We start from the raw sequence: 16,786 nt of genomic DNA on the forward strand, positions 1-16,786 counted from the left end.
CCGGCGGCACAGGTCCTTGACCGCCACGCCAGCCTCGGCCTCACGCAGAAAGCCGATGATCTGTTCTTCGGTAAACCGCTTCTTCACGTCCAATCTCCTTGTCGATGGGGATTGGACTCCAGATCGCGGTGCTACTCAAATGAGGGGGGACGTCGGGCACACGATTAATCCCGATCCCATCCCGAATGGAATCTGACATATACGTAACGGCCGTCTCATCTTCCCGTCAGCGGTGGCTTCGCAGAATACATACTGTGCAGTCGCACAAGGCATTGACAGAAATGCCTTCACGTTTGATTGAAAGGAGTGTAGAGATGAAAGCCAGGATTACCGCTGTTGTCGCCGCCACCGTGCTGAGCGCCATCGTAACCCCATCGTTCGCTGGTGACGCGGCAGCGGCCAGCGCCAAGAAAATGTTCCTCCTCAAAGACGGTGGAACCCTGTATGTATTCGAGGACGGCAAGACGGCGCTGGAAGACAAGTTCGGACGGGCTATCCACCTGAAAGAGGGGCAATCGCTCGAAACGGTCGATGGCCAGAAGATTACAGCCAACGGCAACGAGGTCGCTCGACTCGATGGTCTTCTCCGTCAGGGTCATTCCGGCGGTTGACTACTCGATTCAATTCGTGAACTGCACGCCAGCGGATGTCGGGCCAACTCGTTGACCAACACGCGCTGGCGGGCCATCGGTCATAGCTGGGGCTAACCACTCGATGGTAGGCTGCGACGCTACCGGTCAATCGGCGCCGCACAAGGTGAGAGTCCGCCCTGCACTGACTGACCGGCGTTCATTGCCGAGGCCATTGCGTCCACAACAACCCGCAGGATTGCCCGGGATTGCTCAATCGTTGAGAGAGTGGGTTGGATTCCGGTCGCCTCTGCACCACCACCCCTTGACTTCCTGCTGTCTCTGCCGACAACGTGATCCTATGTAAATCAGCAACATAGGCTGATTTCTCGTGTCAGCGGATGGCAGAAAATCCCTTGCCAGCGCGCACGTTTTGCGGGAGCTTTGCGGGTAACCCAGCGCCTGGCCGCGACAGTTACCCGCACATGCTCACGGTTCTGCAGATCAAGTCCGCCCGTGCTCCGGGCCGGCTCACCGACGGCGGCGGCCTGGTGCTCTGGCTGAGAGAGAACGGTCGGCACTGGTGGCGTCTGCGCTACCGCTACGCCGGGAAGGAGAACATGATCTCCTTGGGCGTCTGGCCGGACGTTGGTCTTGCCGAGGCCCGCCAGCGGCGCGAGGAAGCCCGGCGCCTGCTGGCCCGGGGGATCGACCCGGCGGCTTTGTCGCCGAGGTGCACGAACTCGACCTGCGCGAGGGTGGGCGCGATCAGATGAGCTTCATCAATCTCGGTACCGGGCAAGGTCACAGCTTCGGCGGTCGTTACCTCGAAGACAGCTTCGACGACGAACGACTGTCGGGCGGACGCTCGCGTACACCTTGCGCGCCGTGTCGGTCGGCACCGAGCTGACGGTGGAGCAAACGGGGCTACCCGGTGCCATCCCTGCGCAAGCCTGCCGTCCGAGCTGGCAGCAGTTCTTCACTCTCTATGTCGGCTGACCCTAGGGCTCATCCGGCGCAATGGCGCCTGGTGGATCGCGCACGAACATCATTCCGCACCTCACCCCCTCGAAGCTCCGGAGACCGCCCGGCTGAGCAACTGCCTGGACCCGCGGGGCGGTCAAGACGATCCGCTTCCAACTGAACGGCCTGGAGTTGCTGGCGCTCAACGTCGGAGCCTACTTCGGGTGTTTCCACGAAACTTTCTCGCTGTATGTGAACTGCCAGACGCAGGCGCAGATCGATCGCCTGCATGCGCGCTTGAGCGAAGAGGGGCAGGCCGAACCCTGCCGCTGGATTCGCGACCGCTTCGGCGTGTCCTGGCAGATCGTGCCCAACTTCGTCTTGTCCATCGACGAAGGCGCGGCCCCACTCGCTGCTCAACGCATGAACGCGACGCTGCTGCAGATGACCAGCTCGATTACGAAAGACTGCGCAGGATAGCGGCTGCAAACTGAGCGCCGCTGCCGGTGTTCACGATGCGGGTGGGTGCGCGCCGTCCTTGGCCGCAGTCATTCGTGGCCATCGACCTGAAGACATCGAGAACGTCCATCGGGGACGAAAATACCCACCGACACGCTCAAGCCGGCGAGCGTCATGAAGTGTCATGCGATCACAGGGCGCGCGACCCGCGTGTGGACGCGGTGCTGACTGAGGCTCGGCTGGGTCTCAGCCGGAATGGGTGTGGGGTGGCGGCTCCCGAAGAAACTCGGCGCGGTGCGAGCATCTATTCTGTTCTTTAGGCACCGTCCGCGCATCCCGCACGTGACGGTACACCGCCCGCCAGCGAATGGCGGGCGGTGTGCTCAGGCGGCTTGCGGGGCTTTGCGCTGCTCGTTCTTGCGCTTGCCGGGCAGGATGCCCATCGCCTTGCAGATGATGCCGAGCATAATTTCGTCGGCGCCGCCGCCGATCGACACCAGACGGGTGTCGCGATAGGCGCGTGCGACTTTGTTTTCCCACATGAAGCCTTGTCCGCCCCAGAACTGGAGCAGCGCGTCGGTGACTTCACGGGAGACGCGGCCGACCTTGAGTTTGCACATCGACGCCAGCATCGCGATGTGCTCGGGTGTGTGCTTGCCGGAGATGTACTCTTCCGTGGTCTGGTAGATGAGCGCCTTGAGTGCCTCGACCTCGGTGCGCAGCTCGGCAATGCGGAAGTGCACGTACTGATTGTCGAGGATCGACTGGCCGAACGCCTGGCGTTGCGCGGTGTAGTCGATCGTCTCTTGGATCAGATTGAGCAGTCCGTCGATACCGCTCGCGGCGCCGAACAGCCGCTCTTCCTGGAACTGCATCATCTGGTACATGAAGCCCAGGCCCTCCTGGCCGATGAGGTTGCGGCGTGGGACGCGGACGTTGTCGAAGAAGATCATCGCCGTGTCGGACGCACGCATGCCGAGTTTGTCGAGTTTGGTCTTGCGGTCGATGCCTTTGGCGTCCATCGGCACGATGATCAGGCTCTTGTTCTGGTGCGGCTTGCCCTCAGAGGTATTCACCAGCACGCAGGCCCAGTCCGACTGCGTGCCGTTCGTGATCCACATCTTCGAGCCGTTGATCACGTAGTCGCCATCTTCCTTGCGTGCCCAGGTCTTGATACCGGCGACGTCGGAGCCGGCACCGGCTTCCGATACCGCGATCGATACGACCATCTCGCCGCGGATCGCGGGTTCCAGATACTCCTTCTTCAGTTCTTTGGAGCCGAAGCGCGCGAGAGCCGGTGTGGCCATGTCGGTCTGCACGCCGATGCCCATCGGCACGGCACCGCAAGTGCAGTTGCCCAGCGCCTGCGCGAACATCACCTCGAAGGAGTAATCCAGACCCAGACCGCCGTGCTCGGTTGGTTTGGTGATGCCAAGCAAGCCGAGTGTGCCCATCTTGCGCAGTACCTCGTGCGCGGGCCAGATGCCGGCAGCCTCCCATTCGTCGACATGTGGATTGATCTCGTCTTCGACGAATTTCTTCACCGTCCGATACAGCTCCTGGTGCTCATGGGTAATCTGCATTTCCGTTCTCCGCTGCGCTTTTCGTGCCGGCATTTATAGGCGTGTTGTGCATGTGGGTCAAACTTGCGCGCCGCCTGGCTTGGGTATCGGTAATCTCGCGTTCCACAACGCGCCTGCTTAAGGTGAGTGAAGCGGGGCGACGTCGAGCTCGAACAGGACCGGCCAGCATTTGCCGGTGACGTAGAAGCGATCCGATGCCGGATCGTGCGCAATGCCGTTGAGCACATGCTCGTGTTCGTCCCAACCGGCGGGTTTGTCGAAACGCGATTTGAGCGGTGCGAGGTCGAGCCATGCGCGCACGCGGCCATCGGCCGGGTCGATGGCGGCGATGCGATCACTCTTCCAGACGTTGGCGAAGATCAGGCCACGCGCGTATTCCAGCTCGTTGAGCCGATCGACCGCACGTCCTTCCGCGGTCACCTGCAGTTCGCGCACGATCCGGAAGTCATCCGGATGACGGTAGCGCAAGGTGGCGCTGCCGTCGCTCATGATCAGATGCGCAGCGTCGTGCGTGAGTCCCCAGCCCTGACCCGAGTAGGTATGCCGGCCGACTGGGACCAAGTCGAGATCGAAGACCAACGCGATGCGCTCGAGCCACGTCAACAGCATCACGCGGTCGCGCCAGATGGTGATGCCCTCGGCGAAGAAGTGAGGCGCAAGGCGCGTTTCACGCAGAATCGTGCCGGTCTCTAGTTCCTTTATGTAGAGCGCGGAGCGGCCATACAGCCCCGCGCTCTCGAAGAGTTTGCCTTCGTGCAGTTCGAGTCCTTGCGTGTAATGCGCGATGTCGTGTGTGAGCGTGCGCAGCACGCGCCATTGCAGCATCGGCGGTGGTTGTGCGCGTGCGCTCACTGCCGTGCAGCAACAGCACAACAGCGCAATGATCAGTATCGAGTGTCGGTACATGGCACGGTGCGTCGGTGATGTGCCTCATTGTGTGCGCAAAAAGGCGTTTGCTTTAATTTTTTTTTATCGGTAAAAATTCACAGCGTGGAAATGCATTGTGCGTTTCCAAACCTGAGCGGAGTGTTCCGCGACTGTCCTGCACGGAGGATGTGAGATGGTGATGAAGAAGGCGACGAAGAAGGCAGCGAAGAAACCGGCGGCGAAGAAGATCGCGAAGAAGGTCGCGAAGAAAGTGGCCAAGAAAGCGACGAAGAAAGCCGCCAAGAAGGCGGTCAAGAAGGCTGCGGCGAGGAAGTAATCGGCTCACCGCCGACGGGCGGCCCGCACGTCAGCTTCGCGACATCGACCGCTTGCCGCCCGTTTTCAAAAGCAGGTTGTACACGCTGCACCACTTGCGCCGCGGCTGCCCGCCCACAGGAGTGGCCGCGCCTTCTTTCAGCCCGCAATGGGCGTTTTCTCTTCTCTATCCCCCGATCGATCCAGGCATCGCTTGTGCGGTGGCAGAGTCTGTCAAGAAGATTTTCCGATGACCAAGAGCATGACCGGATATGCGCGTGTCGAGCGCGCGGACGAGTGGGGGCGTATCGGCTGGGAACTGCGCGCCGTCAACCACCGCTATCTCGACGTGCAGTTCAAGATGCCCGAGGAGTTCCGCATCATCGAAAGCGAGCTGCGGCAGCTCGCCGGCGCGCGTCTGTCCCGCGGCAAGGTCGAATGTTTGTTGCGCTATCAACGTGAGAGTATGCCGGGCGAGCGTATCGAGCTGGATTACCGTCGCCTTGCGCAGCTACGCCAGGCACTCGACACCGTCAACGCCGAGTTCGGCGCCACCACGGCGCCCGAGCCGATGCGCGTGCTGAGTTTCCCTGGCGTGGTGCGTGAGGAGCGGCCCGATCTCGCGCCGTTGCTCGCGCAGGCGCGCGCTCTGTTTGTCGATGCGCTCGATGAGTTCACGGCTTTCCGTGTCAGCGAGGGCCGGCGTCTGGCGCAGTTTCTTCTCGAACGCTGCGAGGCGCTGCTGGTGCTCGTGCAGCAGATACGTGCACGGCATGGGCTGGTGCGCGACCAGTGGCTCGCACGCTTGCGCGCCCGTTGTCTGGAGCTGGGCGTCGAAGTCGAGCCGCAGCGTCTGGCACAGGAAGTCGTACTCACCGCGCAGCGGCTCGACATCGAAGAGGAGATGTCGCGCCTGGTGAGCCATATCGAGGAAGTGCGACAAGCGCTTGCGCGCGAGGACGCGGTCGGGCGCAAACTGGACTTTCTGATGCAGGAACTCAATCGCGAAGCCAATACCACGGCGTCGAAATCGCAGGATGCCGAGATGACGCGGCTGGCCGTGGAGATGAAAGTGATCATCGAGCAGATGCGCGAGCAGGTTCAGAACATTGAGTGAGCGTAGTAGAACAGCCGCGCTATGAGCGACCCAGAGCATGGTTGAGGGCAATCTCTACATCGTTTCCGCGCCGAGCGGCGGGGGCAAGACCAGCCTGACCCGCGCGCTTTTGCCGCGGCTCGCGCAGAGCGGGATCGAAGCCGTGATCTCGGTGTCGTACACGACGCGTGCGCCCCGTCCCGGCGAGCAGGAAGGGGTGCACTATCACTTCGTCGATGAGGCCACGTTCGTTTCGATGATCGACGCCGGCGCGTTTCTGGAGCATGCCGAGGTTTTCGGGCGGCGCTACGGCACGGGACGCCAGCGCACCGAGCAACTGCTGGCATCCGGCTACGATGTGATTCTCGACATCGACTGGCAGGGCGCCCGTCAGGTCCGCAGCCGTATTCCCAGTGCCCAGGGTATTTTCATCCTGCCGCCGTCGCTGTCCGAGCTGGAGCGGCGGTTGCGCGCGCGCAGCCAGGACGACGAGGCGACGATCGCGCGGCGAATGCGCGAGGCGTGCCAGGAGATGTCCCATTACGGTGAGTATGACTATGTGATCGTCAATGACGATTTCGACCGCGCGCTCGAGCAGCTCGCGGCCGTGTTCATTGCCGGGCGGCTGCGGTGTGCGCGCCAGACCCGCGTCCTGGCCCCGCTGATCACGGCGCTGCTGGCCAAATAAGCGCCATTTCCGTTAAACTCCCGCCCCTTTTCGATGGACCTGCGGTGAAATCATGGCCCGAGTCACGGTAGAAGACTGCCTCGTCAAGATTCCCAACCAGTTCGATCTGACGCTGGTGGCGGCCAAGCGCGCGCGTCAGCTCGCCCGTGGCGCCGAATCGCATCTGCCATGGGGCAATCACAAATCGACGGTGCTGGCCCTGCGTGAAATCGCCGAGGGGCACGTCGGCCGCGAGGTACTCGACGAGGCCGACCTGCCGGCGGTACAGCAGCCGAAGATGGAGCTCGAGGCACTCGACCCGTCTTTCGACGCTTGAAGTCACCATCGATGGCTGACGAAAACCCGCGCCGTGCGCGGGTTTTTTATCGGTGCGTGCTTGACCGTTGCCGCGAGACGTGGCTGCCGTTACCGTGCGTGGCGGGCCATCCGGGAATCTCCCATGCCGCAGCTGATCAACCGCCGCGATCTTGCGTTCATGCTCTATGAACTGCTCGACGTCGAGTCGCTGACGGAAAAGCCGCGTTACGCCCAGCACGATCGCGGGACCTTCGATGCCATCATCGATGCCGCGTACCGGCTGGCCGAGGAGCGGTTTCAGCCGCATGCCGCGAAGCTCGATGCGCAGGAGCCGTATTTCGATGGCGAGCGCGTCCATATCATCGCGGAAGTCAAGGCCGCACTCGATGCCTATATCGACGGCGGATTCCTCGCCGCATCTTTCGATGCCGAGCACGGCGGCTTGCAACTGCCGTACACGGTGACTTCGGCGGTGCAGGGCATTTTCACCGCCGCCAACGCCGGTACCGCCGGCTATCCGTTTCTGACCGTCGCTGCGGCCAACCTGCTGCGCGCGCATGGCACGCCACAGCAGCAGGCGCGCTACATGAAGCCGATGATCGCCGGGCGCTTCTTCGGAACGATGTGCCTGTCGGAGCCGCAGGCCGGTTCCTCGCTCGCGGACATCCGCACGCGCGCGATCCCGCAGCCTGACGGCCGTTACCGTATCGTCGGCAACAAGATGTGGATCTCCGGTGGCGAGCACGAGCTGGCGGAGAACATCGTCCACCTCGTGCTCGCGCGGATCGAAGGCGCGCCGCCCGGCACCAAGGGGATCTCGCTGTTCATCGTGCCCAAGTTCGAGGTGCAGGCGGACGGCACCCTGGGCCGGCGCAACGGTGTGCGCCTCGTCGGGCTGAACCACAAGATGGGCTACCGCGGCACCGTCAACACGGTCCTGAGCTTCGGCGAGAACGAGCCGTGCATCGGCGACATCGTCGGATCGCCGAATCAGGGGCTGGCCTACATGTTCCACATGATGAACGAGGCCCGCATCGGGGTCGGCCTTGGCGCGACCATGCTCGGTTATGCCGGTTATCTGGTGTCCCTCGAATACGCGCGCAATCGCCCGCAAGGCTGGCCGCCTTCAGCCAAGGATCCGACCGCGCCGCCGGTGATGATCATCGAGCACACCGATGTGCGGCGCATGCTGCTGCAGCAGAAAGCCTATGTCGAAGGGGCGCTGGCGTTGTGTCTGTACTGTGCGCGCCTGGTCGATGAGCAGGCGGTCAGCGGCGATGCGGCGCAGCGCAAGGAGCTGGCGCTGCTGCTCGACATTCTCACGCCGATCGCCAAGGCCTGGCCCAGTGAGTTTTGCCTGGAGGCGAACAAGCTCGCCATCCAGGTGCTCGGCGGGTATGGCTATACGCGCGACTATCCGGTCGAGCGCTTCTACCGCGACAACCGGCTCAATCCGATCCATGAGGGCACCAACGGCATCCAGGCCCTGGATCTGCTCGGGCGCAAAGTGATGATGAACGACGGCGCCGCATTCCATCTGCTGGTCGGGCGCATGCTGCAGGATGCCGAGTCCGCCGCCGGTATTCCCGAACTCGCCGAGTTCGTGGATGCGCTGCGTGCGATACTCGATACGGTGGTGCAGGTCACGCAGGCACTCTCACGCGTCGGTGCGCAGGGCAAGGTCGATCTGTTCCTCGCCAATGCCAGCGCCTATCTGGAAATGCTCGGACACACCGTCATCGCCTGGCAATGGCTGCGCCAGGTGCGGTGTGCACAGGCCGCCCGTGCGGCCGCATACGGTGCGGATGCCGATTTCTACGAGGGCAAGCTGCGTGCCGCGCGGTATTTCTATCGCTACGAGCTGCCGCGCGCCGCGCGTCTGGCCGAGTTGCTGCTGCGCCTGGACGACACCTGCCTGACCATGCCGCCGTCTGCCTTCTGAGGAGTATGACGATGCGTGTTTCGACTCTCGTCGTGCTGGGCCTGGGTGCCGGCGTCGCCGCACTGGTCTGGAGCTTCGCACCGCAGACGCTGCCGGTCGATGATGAGGCCGTGTATCCACTGCTCGAGCGCGCGCAGGTGCCGCCGCAGATGCGTGTCGGTGTCCTGCACACCGGGCGCATGGATTCGAAAGCCGTGTTCGCCTATCGCGGCGGCGGCTTGGAGGATCGCGTGTTTGGCATGGACGTCGTCGTGGTCGAGCATCCGGCCGGTACACTGCTGTTCGATGCGGGATTCGGGCGCAATGTCCAGGCTCATGCGCACACGATCCCGTACTTGATGCGCACGCTTTCGAGCATCACGCCGGAGGTGCCGGTGATCGAACAGCTTCAGCGTGCGCACATTGCACCGGAGCAACTGGCCGGCGTCGTGCTCACGCACGCGCACTGGGATCACGTCTCTGGTCTTGAGGATTTGCGCGGTGTGCCAGTCTGGGTCACGCAGGCGGAGCTGGATTTCATCCGCAGCGGCCATCCTGCGGCGCGGCTGGCGCGTGAGCTGGGCGAGCTGGATTACCGGGTCTATGCCTTCGACGGTCCTCCGTATGCCGGATTCGACGCCAGTCACGATGTCTTTGGCGATGGCACCGTCGTGCTCGTGCCGGCCGGTGGGCACACCCCGGGATCGGTCATCGCCTTCGTGCAGGCGCCGCAGGGGCGTTATGCGCTGGTCGGTGATCTGGCCTGGCAGCGCGAGGGTATCGATCGGCCGGCCGAACGTCCGTGGCTGTCGCGGCTGCTCGTGGATCACGATGCCCGGGCCGTGCGCGCGGCGCTGACCCACCTGCACCGGCTGCAACAGGCGAACCCGGATCTGGTGATTCTGCCGGCGCACGACCGGCGCCTGATGCAGACCTTGCCGGCGGCATTCACAGGGGCGCCGGCGCACTGACGGCGGGCAGCGCACGGTGCGATCGGATCGGCGAGAATGCGCGCCGCATGCGTATCGGACCTTACCTCGTCGATCCTCCGCTCGTGCTCGCGCCGATGGCCGGTGTGACCGACCGGCCGTTCCGTCAGCTATGCCGGCGACTCGGTGCCGGGCTCGCGGTCTCGGAGATGACGACGTCCGATGCCCGTCTCTGGCACACCGACAAGTCGCGCCTGCGCCGCGATCACGCCGGCGAGGCCGGGCCGATCGCCGTGCAGATCGCCGGGTATGACCCGCGCCAGATGGCGGAGGCGGCGCGCTTCAACGTCGCACACGGCGCGCAGATCATCGACATCAACATGGGTTGCCCGGCGAAGAAAGTTTGCCGCGTCGATGCCGGGTCGGCGTTGCTGCGCGACGAAGGCCTGGTCGCACGCATCTGCGCCGCCGTCGTCGCGGCCGTGGATGTGCCGGTGACGCTCAAGATTCGCACCGGCTACACGCGCGCGCAGCGCAACGGTGTCGCCATCGCGCGCATCGCCGAGGATTGCGGGATTCAGGCGCTCGCCGTTCACGGGCGCACGCGCGAGGATCATTTCCGGGGGTCGGCGGAATACGACACCATCGCCGCGATCAAGCAGGCCGTGCGCATTCCGGTGATCGCCAACGGCGACATCGATTCACCGCAGAAAGCGCGCGACGTGCGCGCCGCCACGGGGGCCGACGCGTTGATGGTGGGCCGCGCCGCGCAGGGTCGGCCATGGCTGTTCCGCGAGATCGCCCATTTTCTGGCCACCGGGCAGCACCTGGCGCCACCGGCGCCGGAAGAAATCCGGCGCTGGCTGCTGGAGCATCTCGATGCGCTCTACGCTTTTTATGGCGAGGATCGTGGCGTGCGCGTCGCGCGCAAGCATATCCAGTGGTATTGCCAGGATCATCCCGGCAGCGCGGAGTTCTGGCAACGTGTCAACCGGCTAACCGATGCCGCCGCGCAGCGACGGGCCGTGGCCGAGTTCCTGGTCGAGACCTTCGTGGCGCAGGCGGCATGAGCCAGCGTGTGCCGACGACAAAACCCACGCGGACCATGCCGCCATCCGCTGGCAGCGCGCCTTAGGCGGTTCTCTTCCGTCCTGCGTGGCTCGCGTGCGGCTTCGTCGTCGAGTGGTTGAAGGCTTTCGACACGCAGATGGCGTGGCACAATGGCACCGCCGCGGCGCAGCCTCGGTGCGCGCGGCATCCTTGCATTGGAGCCGAGAATGCAGGCGCCGGAAAAAGCCCACGGCCGTATCGTGGCGGCCGATTTCGTGCCGCATCCATGGTTGCGCGGACCGCATGCGCAGACCGTGTACCCAAGCTTGTTCCGCAGGCTGCCGCCGCTCGAGCTCCGCCGCGAGCGGCTCGAATTGCCGGATGGCGATTTCGTCGATCTGGGCTGGAGCGGCAGCGGCGGCGACCGCATCGCCGTGCTCGTCCACGGACTGACCGGCGGATTCGAATCCAAGTATCTGCGCGGACTGGCGCGGCAGCTCCTCGCGCGTAACTGGCGCACGGTGATCCTGCAGCTACGCGGTGGTGGCCCCGAACCCAACCGGCATCCGCGTTGTTACCACCATGGCGATACGGGCGACCTGCGTTATCTCTGGCGGGTGCTGCGCGATCGCGAGCCAGCGGTGCGCCTGGCGACGGTCGGCTGGTCGTTGGGGGCCAACGTGCTGCTCAAGGCCCTGGGCGAGGAGGGCGATGCCGCTCCCGTCGCCGCCGCGGCGGCGGCCTGCGCCCCGTTCCGGCTGCTGCCGTGCGCAGAAAAGCTGCGCACCGGTACGGCGCGGCTCTATCAGGCGCACCTGCTGCGGGGCCTGAAAGCGCTCGTCGCCCGCAAGCATGCCGTCGTGCCGGTGCCGCCGCAGGTCGATCTCGCACGCGCCCTGCGCGCCGCCGATTTCATCGAGTTCGACGACGCTTACACCGCGCCGATGAACGGCTTTCGCGATGCGCGGGATTACTACGCGCGCTGCGAGAGCGGACGTTTCGTCGGCGCCATCCGGCGGCCGACGCTGATCGTCAACGCGCGCGACGACCCGTTCATGACCCCGGCAGTGTTGCCGACCGAGGCAGCGCTGTCGCCATACGTGACCCTGGAGATCGCGCGCCGCGGCGGCCACGTCGGTTTCGTCGCCGCCGGGCCGCACGGTCGGCCGGTTTACTGGCTGGAGCAGCGCCTGGCGCAGTATCTGGAAGAGGCCGTGCCGCGCTGAGCCAGACCCGCGTGCAGACGCCGGCTGCCGATATTCACAGGCGACGGGTCAAGAAATCTCGGTGTGGTTTTTCCTTACTGGCGGGAATGGCGGCATGCCCCCATGCTGCAGAGGTCATGGACGGATATCTCACTGCCGCCTCCGCCGCCCCGGCCGGGACGGCGGATCTTTGCCTGACCGTCGCCGATCCGCGCGGCTCATGTTGCCGGCCGGCCGACGTCGAGTCGGCTTGTCTGCCGATCGACGGCGTCGGTCTGGGTTTCTGGGACTGGAACCTCGCCGCCGGGCGGGTGACTTATTCAAGCGACTGGAAACGGATGCTCGGATATGCCGGCGCTTCGATCGGCGACTCCCCGGAGTTTCGTTCGGCACGGATCCACCCGGAGGACGCGGCCTCCGCTGCCGCGGCTTTGCAACAGCACCTCGACGGCCGGAGCGAGGTCTATGTGCACGAGCATCGCATGCGCGGCGCCGACGGCCGCTACCGCTGGGTGGCCGAGCGCGGGCGCGTCACCGAGCGCGATGCCGATGGCAGACCGCGGCGCTTCATCGGGGTGCAGATCGACATCGACGATGCCAAGCGCGCGGCGGCGGAATTGCAGCTGAGCGAGCGGCGGTTCCGCGCGGTGTTCGATGCCATGTTCGAGCTGATGGGCGTGGTCATGCCCGACGGCACGGTGATCGATGTCAACGAGGCGGCACTGCGCTTCGCCGGACTGGCTGCGGCCGATGTCATCGGCCGGAAAATGTGGGACACCTTGTACTTCCAGACGTCCGAGGCGACCCGCGAGCTGGCGCGTCAGGCCGTGCAGCGCTCGGCCTGCGGCGAGATCGTGCGCTGCGAGATCGAGATTCTCGGTGCCGGCGGCCGCACGATGCCGGTGGATTTCTCGATCAAGCCCGTGTACGACGAGCGTGGCGAAATCGTCATGCTTGTGCCCGAAGGGCGCGACATTTCCGAACGCCGCCTGAGCGAGCAGATCCTGCGCGAAAGCGAGGACCGCTTCCGCACGATGTTTTCCGAAGCGCCGATCGGCATCGCGCTCGTGTCCACGGATGGCCGCTTCCTCGAGGTCAACGAGGCGCTGTGCAGCATCGTGGGCTACGAGGCCGAAGAGCTGATGGCGCTGCGCTTCCAGGACATCACGCATCCCGACGACCTCGAACCCGATCTGGCGCTGGTGCAACGGCTGCTCGCCGGCGAGATTCCGCGTTACCGGATGATGAAGCGCTATTTCCACAAGCGCGGACACATCGTCCATATCCAGCTCGATGTCTCGCTGATCCGCACGCCCGAAGGTGAGCCGAAATATTTCGTGTCCCAGATCCAGGACGTGTCCGAGCGCGTGGCCCTGGATCGTTTGCTGTCTGCGGAGAAGGAGCGGCTCCAGGTCGCGCTGTCGGCAATCACCGATGCCGTGCTGATCACCGATGTCGAGGGCCGCATCAAGTTCTTCAACCCGATCGCCGAGCGCCTGCTCGGATGCGCGCCGCGGCAGGCCATCGGGGCGATGGTTGCCGAGATCGTCGATCTGCGCGACGAGCAGTCCGGACGCAGGGTCGCGGCGCTGGAGGCCTTGCCCGGGCAGCATGCATCCTTCATCCAGGGCTGCGGTTACCTGCATCGCCCCGACGCCCTGCCGGTCTTCGTCGAGTACGCACTCGCGCCGCTCAAGGACGAAGCAGGCGAATTGATGGGCTATGTGGTCACCCTGCACGATGTCACGCAGGCGCGAGCGCTGACCCATGCGCTCGAGCATCAGGCCACGCACGATGCCCTCACCGGCCTGCCCAATCGCAGCGGCTTCGAGCGCGCACTGGAGCAGCAGCGCCAGTCCGCTGCCGGTACGCTGCGCAACTGGTGTCTGCTTTATCTCGATCTGGACCGGTTTAAGACCGTCAACGACACGGCCGGTCATGTCATCGGCGATGAATTGCTGCGTGCGATCGCGGTGCGCATGCGTGCCGTGCTGCGTGCGACCGACACGCTCGCGCGGCTCGGCGGCGACGAATTCGGCGTGATTCTGGACAACTGCAATCTGGAAAATGCCGAACGAATCGCCATCAAGCTGATCGACGCCGTCGACCGCTTCCGTTTCCGGCGCGGCGAGGACGAGTTCCAGATCGGCCTGAGCATCGGGATCGTCCGTGGCGCGGAAGGGCTCACGATCGCCGATCTCATGCGCATGGCCGATACGGCTTGTTATGTCGCCAAGCGCACCGGCCGCAACCGTGCCTGCGTGTACAACGAACAGGCGATCGAGGGGGTATCGCCCTCGACCGAGTTCGACCTGCTGCACGAGCTGCAGCGCGCGCTGGATCGCGACCGCCTGCGGGTTTACGCGCAGAAGATCGTCGATGTCACCAGCGCACGTCCGGTGGGGCTGGAGCTGTTGGTGCGCATGATCAGGCCCGACGGATCGATCGTCGCGCCGGATCGTTTCCTGTCCATCGCGGAGCGCCATGACGTGGTCACGCGCCTCGACGACTGGATGCTCCGGCATGCGGCGCGCCTGATACGCGGGGAGGACGGCCACCTGCCGGACGACTGGTTCGTGACCATCAACGTCTCGGCGCGGTCGATCTCCGATCCGCGCTTCCATCGCACGATTTCAGAGGTGGTCTACGGCGATCGTGCCTTGCGTGAGCGTATCTGTTTCGAGATCACCGAATCGGCGGCGCCGGCGAGCTGGGCGATGACGCGGCAGGGTATCGAACTGCTGCGCGCGCACGGCTCGCGCGTGCTGCTCGACGACTTCGGATCCGGATTCACCTCGTTCGAGTATCTGCGCAACATGCATGTCGATGGACTCAAGATCGCGCAGGATTTCACCCGCAATCTGTCTGCGGACCCGATCAACGACCCGGTCGTGTCCATGGTTGCCGAGCTGGCCCACCGGCTGGACATCTTCGCGATCGCGGAGGGTGTGGAAGATCCCGAAGCCTGGCGCGGAGTCGCCGCCAAGGATATCGGCATGGCCCAGGGGTTTTACTTCCATCGCCCCGAGCCGGTGGAGAATCTGCTGCGCTGAGGCGACTGGGCACGGGCAGGCGCGCGCGACGAACCAGCGCCTGCGCGCGGGCTCATTTACGGGAATCGTTCACCGCGCAGGCGCTCGGCCACCTCGGGCTTGAGACGGTCCATACGGTAACCGTTGCACAGGATGCCCCACAGGCCGCAGGTGAGGTCGCTGGTGCCGAACAGCCAGTCGGCGAACGGGACGGTGAGATTGAGGTTGTAGTCGGTCATCAGCGCCTGGTGATGGTGTACCCAGTGGTTGCGGCGCATGGTGCTGACCAGCGGCAGGCGCGCGAGCCACCGGTTTTCCGGCAGATGCGCAGCCGTGTGCAGGACTTCGTAGGCGAGGTAGTGCAGCATGCCGCCGGCCATCCAGATCCACATCGCATCGACTCCGAACGCAAGACCCCACACCAGCCCGAACAGCGCGTGGATCAGGCCGATGCCGACGATCGCATACGGTGGAAAGAAAATGATGCGGTATTCGCGGTGCGAATCCACCGTCATGCGCGCCTCGGTGAAATAGCTGTGATGCTCGACCGTGTGCCGGTGCCAGAGCGCGCGCAACGCATCGATGCGTCGGTGCAGCGCGTATTTGTGCAGCCACCATTCACCGAGGTTGGAGACGACGAGCGCCGGCACGGCGCTGAGCCAGGCCCAGCCGGCGGTTTCGACCCGAGACAGGGTCAGCCCGATGTAGGCGAGGCCGAAACCGAAGATCCACGCGCCGTGCAGCCAACCGTTGTAATACGGCGAGATCTTCGCCTGGTATTCGGCGCGGAACGCCAGTTGCCGCGCGTCCATGTTCTCCTCCGTGCCGTCTGGCCTCAATGCTTTTTCTGGATGAACTCGATCTTATACCCGTCCGGATCCTCGACGAAGGCGATGACGGTGGTGCCGTGTTTCATGGGCCCGGCCTCGCGGGTGACCTTGCCGCCGCGCGCCTTGACACGTGCGCAGGCGGCGTAGGCGTCATCGACTTCGATGGCGATATGCCCAAATCCGGTGCCGGGTTCGTAGCGCTCGACGCCGTAGTTGTAGGTCAGTTCGATTTCGGCGCCGCCGTCGCCATAGCCGACGAAGGCAAGCGTGAAACGGCCCTCGGGGTAATCCTTGCGGCTGAGCAGTTTCATGCCCAGCACTTCGGTGTAGAACGCAATCGAGCGGTCGAGATCGCCGACGCGGATCATCGTGTGCAGGATGCGCATTTTTCTGGACTCCTGGAGAAGCGTGGATACGGTGGCGGCGTCTGCCGCCGGTGTGCACGACGGCGGCCATCAGCGACGCAGTGCATCGGTGATGGCACGCCAGCATTCGAGTTTGCGCGCAAAATCGTAAGTGGCGTTCGCGGGGCTGGTCGAGGGCAGCCGCCGGTACTGCAGATCGGCGTGGCGCGCGGGCAGATGCGGGCGCACGTAACGGGCAAACGCAGCCGCAGCCTTGCTGCCGTTGAAGAATACGTGCGTGATCGCCGGGTGGCGGCGCAGGAAGGTGGCAAAGTCGTTGGGCACGATGGAATCTTCTTCGATCGCAGTGTCGAGGCTGCCGGTGCGCACACAGACGCGCAGCACGTCCCACAGCGCGATGCCCTGGGTCTTGAGCGCGGCGAGACGCTGCGCATATGGCGCCTGTGCCGGCACACCCGTCAGCACCGACATGATCGGCCAGAACGCGTTGCGCGGATGCGCGTAATACTCCTGTGCTGCGAGCGAGGCACTGCCCGGCATGCTGCCGAGCACGAGTACACGCGCGTCAGCGTCTGCGACCGGCGCAAAGCTGTGCACCGTGGTTCTGCATGCATGGG

General features: G+C 64.6%; 17 protein-coding genes and 1 pseudogene. 12 read left to right on the forward strand and 6 right to left on the reverse strand.

Features of this window, described 5'->3' with window-relative positions; genetic code table 11:
- The coding region (locus tag BMZ48_RS12900) for a transposase (protein ID WP_143383609.1) at positions 1-87 on the reverse strand (87 nt) is incomplete at its 3' end.
- A 227-nt stretch (positions 88-314) separates the two neighbouring features.
- Here BMZ48_RS12900 and BMZ48_RS11260 point away from each other — a divergent pair.
- From BMZ48_RS11260 to BMZ48_RS11270, 3 genes and pseudogenes are all read left to right on the forward strand, one after another.
- On the forward strand, positions 315-611 hold the full coding sequence (locus BMZ48_RS11260; protein WP_091535216.1) for a CopK family periplasmic copper-binding protein: 297 nt from the start codon (positions 315-317) through the stop codon (positions 609-611).
- A 443-nt stretch (positions 612-1,054) separates the two neighbouring features.
- Positions 1,055-1,345: an Arm DNA-binding domain-containing protein gene (locus BMZ48_RS11265; RefSeq protein WP_091535355.1), complete on the forward strand. Its 291-nt coding sequence runs from the start codon at positions 1,055-1,057 to the stop codon at positions 1,343-1,345.
- A 343-nt stretch (positions 1,346-1,688) separates the two neighbouring features.
- Positions 1,689-2,012, forward strand: a pseudogene (locus tag BMZ48_RS11270) (VOC family protein); the annotation flags it as partial.
- Between the two features lie 362 nt (positions 2,013-2,374).
- Here the strand turns inward: BMZ48_RS11270 and BMZ48_RS11275 are convergent.
- The gene (locus BMZ48_RS11275) at positions 2,375-3,574 is read right to left on the reverse strand and encodes an acyl-CoA dehydrogenase family protein (protein ID WP_091535220.1); all 1,200 of its coding nucleotides are present in this window, start codon (positions 3,572-3,574) and stop codon (positions 2,375-2,377) included.
- A gap of 117 nt (positions 3,575-3,691) precedes the next feature.
- Entirely contained in the window at positions 3,692-4,480 is a 789-nt protein-coding gene (locus BMZ48_RS11280; RefSeq protein WP_091535222.1) for a glutaminyl-peptide cyclotransferase, read from the reverse strand.
- A 160-nt stretch (positions 4,481-4,640) separates the two neighbouring features.
- Here BMZ48_RS11280 and BMZ48_RS11285 point away from each other — a divergent pair, with 160 nt between their 5' ends.
- The 9 genes from BMZ48_RS11285 (at position 4,641) to BMZ48_RS11325 (ending at position 14,995) form a co-directional block, all read left to right on the forward strand.
- Positions 4,641-4,778, forward strand: a complete 138-nt coding sequence (locus BMZ48_RS11285) for a hypothetical protein (protein WP_200769608.1) — start codon at positions 4,641-4,643, stop codon at positions 4,776-4,778.
- 228 nt (positions 4,779-5,006) lie between these two features.
- Entirely contained in the window at positions 5,007-5,873 is an 867-nt protein-coding gene (locus BMZ48_RS11290) for a YicC/YloC family endoribonuclease (protein ID WP_091535226.1), read from the forward strand.
- Positions 5,874-5,910: 37 nt separating this feature from the next.
- A complete protein-coding gene (gene gmk, locus BMZ48_RS11295; protein WP_091535234.1) occupies positions 5,911-6,540 on the forward strand; it encodes a guanylate kinase in 630 nt (209 codons plus the stop codon).
- A 52-nt stretch (positions 6,541-6,592) separates the two neighbouring features.
- Positions 6,593-6,856, forward strand: a complete 264-nt coding sequence (gene rpoZ / locus BMZ48_RS11300; RefSeq protein ID WP_091535237.1) for a DNA-directed RNA polymerase subunit omega — start codon at positions 6,593-6,595, stop codon at positions 6,854-6,856.
- A 123-nt stretch (positions 6,857-6,979) separates the two neighbouring features.
- Positions 6,980-8,779 (forward strand): acyl-CoA dehydrogenase, encoded by a 1,800-nt coding sequence (locus BMZ48_RS11305; RefSeq protein WP_091535240.1) that lies wholly within the window; start codon positions 6,980-6,982, stop codon positions 8,777-8,779.
- An 11-nt stretch (positions 8,780-8,790) separates the two neighbouring features.
- Entirely contained in the window at positions 8,791-9,729 is a 939-nt protein-coding gene (locus BMZ48_RS11310; protein ID WP_159431163.1) for an MBL fold metallo-hydrolase, read from the forward strand.
- A gap of 47 nt (positions 9,730-9,776) precedes the next feature.
- Positions 9,777-10,757: a tRNA dihydrouridine synthase DusB gene (gene dusB / locus BMZ48_RS11315; RefSeq protein WP_091535248.1), complete on the forward strand. Its 981-nt coding sequence runs from the start codon at positions 9,777-9,779 to the stop codon at positions 10,755-10,757.
- A gap of 207 nt (positions 10,758-10,964) precedes the next feature.
- On the forward strand, positions 10,965-11,963 hold the full coding sequence (locus tag BMZ48_RS11320) for a hydrolase (RefSeq protein WP_091535358.1): 999 nt from the start codon (positions 10,965-10,967) through the stop codon (positions 11,961-11,963).
- A gap of 116 nt (positions 11,964-12,079) precedes the next feature.
- Positions 12,080-14,995 (forward strand): PAS domain S-box protein, encoded by a 2,916-nt coding sequence (locus BMZ48_RS11325; RefSeq protein WP_159431164.1) that lies wholly within the window; start codon positions 12,080-12,082, stop codon positions 14,993-14,995.
- A gap of 56 nt (positions 14,996-15,051) precedes the next feature.
- Here the strand turns inward: BMZ48_RS11325 and BMZ48_RS11330 are convergent, their stop codons facing one another.
- The 3 genes from BMZ48_RS11330 to BMZ48_RS11340 all read right to left on the reverse strand — a co-directional run bounded on the left by BMZ48_RS11330 (position 15,052) and on the right by BMZ48_RS11340 (position 16,766).
- Entirely contained in the window at positions 15,052-15,786 is a 735-nt protein-coding gene (locus tag BMZ48_RS11330) for a sterol desaturase family protein (protein ID WP_091535254.1), read from the reverse strand.
- A 23-nt stretch (positions 15,787-15,809) separates the two neighbouring features.
- Positions 15,810-16,190 (reverse strand): lactoylglutathione lyase, encoded by a 381-nt coding sequence (gene gloA, locus BMZ48_RS11335; protein ID WP_091535257.1) that lies wholly within the window; start codon positions 16,188-16,190, stop codon positions 15,810-15,812.
- A 69-nt stretch (positions 16,191-16,259) separates the two neighbouring features.
- A complete protein-coding gene (locus tag BMZ48_RS11340; protein ID WP_200769609.1) occupies positions 16,260-16,766 on the reverse strand; it encodes a DNA-deoxyinosine glycosylase in 507 nt (168 codons plus the stop codon).
- Positions 16,767-16,786: the final 20 nt, after the last annotated feature.

Origin of the sequence: Fontimonas thermophila, from assembly GCF_900113085.1 — a bacterium.
GTDB lineage: Bacteria > Pseudomonadota > Gammaproteobacteria > Nevskiales > Nevskiaceae > Solimonas > Solimonas thermophila.